We start from the raw sequence: 3041 nt of genomic DNA, 5'->3' as shown, positions 1-3041 counted from the left end.
GGTCCGTGCCGCGTGAGCGAGTGGTTCCTCCCTCCGCGTGCAGGGCCTGCGTGAAGGGCCTGCACGCGGAGGGCCGCGTTGGCCGTCGTCCGAGTGCGTGTCCGGGACAGGACCTCGGCGTTCGGCGCCTCGTGGGGCTGCCCCGAGAACCGGGGTCGGTACTCGCGGCTCCCGAGGCCGTCGAAAAAAACGTGCCGGGCCACCGGTGGACGTGCAGACTCGTCCTGTGGCGGACATGGGAGCGTTCCAGGACGCGGTCACCGATTGGGCGACGGGCGGTCCCGAAGGGCCGGCGCGCGATCTGGCGGAGAGCACGGGGGCACGGACCGCGGTGCTCCCGGCAGTCCTTCCGGCATCAGCCCGCACAACGGGGCCGGCCCCGGCATCAGCGGGTGCGGCGCTTCCTCGGCACGAAGAAGGGGCGCAAGATCCGCTACGGCCGCCTCCTCGTCGAGGCTCTCGCACCGGACCGGACACCGCCCCCGCTCGACGGCCTCCTCGCGAGCCTGTGAGCAGGAAAGGGCCTGTGAGCAGGAGAGGGCCTGTGAGCAGGAGAGGGCCTGTGAGCAGGAAAGGGACACAGCGTCGGGCCGAGACCCTGAGGGCACCTGCCGGGACGGGTGCGGAAGCCGACGGTCGCAGCGATGTCGGGGGACAGGCCGAAGCGGAACCCACAGTGCCGGAGCGACAGAATGGCGGCCATGCCCATGAGTGACCTCCCCGCCGAAGTGAAGCCTCTGCTCGACCGCTTCGTGGCAGACATCGGCGGCGTGGTGCCCCTGGTCGCCCTCTGGGCCCACGGATCGCTGGCTCTCGGGGACTACCAGGCGGGCCGAAGCGATCTCGACCTGGTGGCGCTGGTCGGCACGGGACTCGACCCCGGACAGCAGGAGGGCCTGCGTGCCGTCCACGGGCGCTTGGCCACCGGTCATCCCCTCGCCCGGACCCTGCACTGCACCTACGTGCCCCGGGGAGCCGAGTCCGACGCGGCGCGGGAGCATCCGACGTGGGCTCATGGCGAGTGGTTCGAGCGTCCCGTCTCCCCGGTGAGCCGGCGCGAGCTGTCCCTGGGGGCCGCGGTCCTGAGCGGGCCCCCGCCGGCCGGTCTGCTGCCCGCGGTGAGCGACCGGGAGCTGACCGGTTTCGTCCGTTCCGAGCTGGAGGACTACTGGCTCCCGGTGACCGCCGACGCCAAGGCGGAGCTGTGGCTGAGGGACGTCTGGGTGGACCTGGGGATGCTGACCTTCGCGCGGGCGACGGTGACCCTGCGCGACGGCCGGCTGATCACCAAGGGGGAGGCCCTCGACGAACTGCTCTTTCTGGGAGCGCCCGTGGCGGTCGTGGAGGACATCCGGGGGCGCAGGTACGGGACCGCCCTCCCCGAGGACCCGTCCGGCGACTGGCGGGCCCGACGCGCGCTGCTGGCACGGGAATTCGTCCGCGCGGGAATCACCGGCCTGCCGGCACGGCACGGGAGCCGGTCGGCGGACTTGTCCCCGGACGACCCCGCGCGCTGATCCCGGGACCCGTCCACCGGGCCCGTCGACCGCTCCGGGACTACCCTGGAAAGGTACGTTTTCTGCCCCTCGGAAGGGGGCATCATGACGCCCCGCACCCTGTTCGACAGCTCCCTGGCACACCTGCGGGATGGATTCTCCGGTGCGATCCACACCCCCGAGGACGAGGGTTACGACGAGGCTCGCGCCGTCTTCAACGGCATGATCGACCGTCGTCCCGCCCTCATCGCGCAGTGCGCGTGTGCCGAGGACGTCGCCTCGGCTCTGGAGTGCGCCCGCTCCGAAGAGCTGGAGATCGCCGTACGGGGCGGCGGCCACAGTGTGGCGGGCATGGCGTCGAGCGAAGGCGGACTCGTCGTCGATCTGCGCCTCATGCACGAGGTGAGCGTCGACCGCGAGGCGGCCACCGCCCGGGTCGGCGGCGGCGCCACCATGAGCCATCTGGACCGGGCCACCCAGCCGTTCGCGCTGGCCACCACCGGCGGGCGGGCGTCCACGACCGGGGTCGGCGGGTTCACGCTGGGCGGCGGATCGGGTTGGCTGGAGCGGAAGTTCGGGCTGGCCTGCGACAATCTGCTCGCCGCCGAGGTGGTCACGGCCGACGGCACCACGGTCCGGGCGAGCGAGGAGGAGAACCCCGACCTCTTCTGGGCGCTGCGCGGCGGTGGCGGGAACTTCGGCGTCGCCACCTCGCTGACGCTCCGTCTGCACGACTTGTCCGCCATGAGCATGGCGCTGATCATCTTCCGCCCCGAGGACGGTCCGGAGGCCGTCACCGCCTTCCGCGACCTGATGGCCACGGCGCCCGACGAGGCTGGCGGCGGCTGCCTCTACCTGACCGGGCCGCCCGAGGACTTCGTGCCTCCGCAGCTCGTCGGCAAGCCGGTCTGCGGAGTGCTGGTCACCTGGGCGGGGACGGAGACCGGCCTGCGGGAGGTCGCCGCACCGCTGCTGGCCCTCCCCCACGAGGCGGAGGTCGTCGCCGAACTCCCGTACGCGGACCTCCAGTGCATGCTCGACGATCCGCCCGGCCAGCGGAACTACTGGTCGGCCGAGTACCTGGGCGGGTTCCCGGACGCGGCGGTGGCCGCCTTCTGCGCCACCGCGGGTGCCATGCCCGTTCCGTCCGGGTCGCAGCACATCCTCTTCCCGCTGGGCGGAGCGGTCGCGCGCGGCCCGGCCGACCTGCCCGTACGGTGGCGCTCCTCTCCCTGGGTCGTGCACCCCTTCGGAATCTGGGACGACCCGGCCGACGACGCTCGCGCCCGGAGCTGGGTGCACGAGGCCCGCGCCGGAGTCAGGCCGTGGGCGGACGACGCCGTCTACCTCAACTTCATCGGCCAAGAGGGCCACGAACGCGTCGTGGCGGCGTTCGGCGAGGAGAACTACGCACGGCTCGCCGGGGTGAAACGCCGTTACGACCCGGACAACGTGTTCCGTCTCAACCACAACATCGAGCCGGCGGTTGCCTGAGCCCGCCGGAAGCCCCGCGGGTCGCTCCGGGCCCCGGCCCGCCCCTCGCTC

The 3041-nt window shown here is 72.6% G+C and carries 2 protein-coding genes and 1 pseudogene; all 3 read left to right on the top strand.

The window, feature by feature from the left end; translation table 11 throughout:
• Positions 1 to 341 precede the first annotated feature (341 nt).
• Positions 342 to 512: pseudogene (locus ACFWEP_RS33610) on the top strand (ATP-dependent endonuclease); the annotation flags it as partial.
• 189 nt (positions 513 to 701) lie between these two features.
• A complete protein-coding gene (locus ACFWEP_RS33605) occupies positions 702 to 1517 on the top strand; it encodes a hypothetical protein (RefSeq protein WP_387375933.1) in 816 nt (271 codons plus the stop codon).
• Between the two features lie 84 nt (positions 1518 to 1601).
• The gene (locus ACFWEP_RS33600; RefSeq protein ID WP_387375931.1) at positions 1602 to 2990 is read left to right on the top strand and encodes an FAD-binding oxidoreductase; all 1389 of its coding nucleotides are present in this window, start codon (positions 1602 to 1604) and stop codon (positions 2988 to 2990) included.
• Positions 2991 to 3041 lie beyond the last annotated feature (51 nt).

The sequence above is a fragment of the Streptomyces sp. NPDC060198 genome, assembly GCF_042728415.1.
Classification (GTDB): Bacteria; Actinomycetota; Actinomycetes; order Streptomycetales; family Streptomycetaceae; genus Streptomyces.
This window is presented reverse-complemented; position numbering and strand designations above follow the sequence as displayed.

What these genes read in the sequence shown, in the direction of transcription:
- ACFWEP_RS33605 (WP_387375933.1), top strand. Translation starts at nt 702, where the DNA reads ATGCCCATGAGTGACCTCCCCGCCGAAGTGAAGCCTCTGCTCGACCGC.
- ACFWEP_RS33600 (WP_387375931.1), top strand. Translation starts at nt 1,602, where the DNA reads ATGACGCCCCGCACCCTGTTCGACAGCTCCCTGGCACACCTGCGGGAT.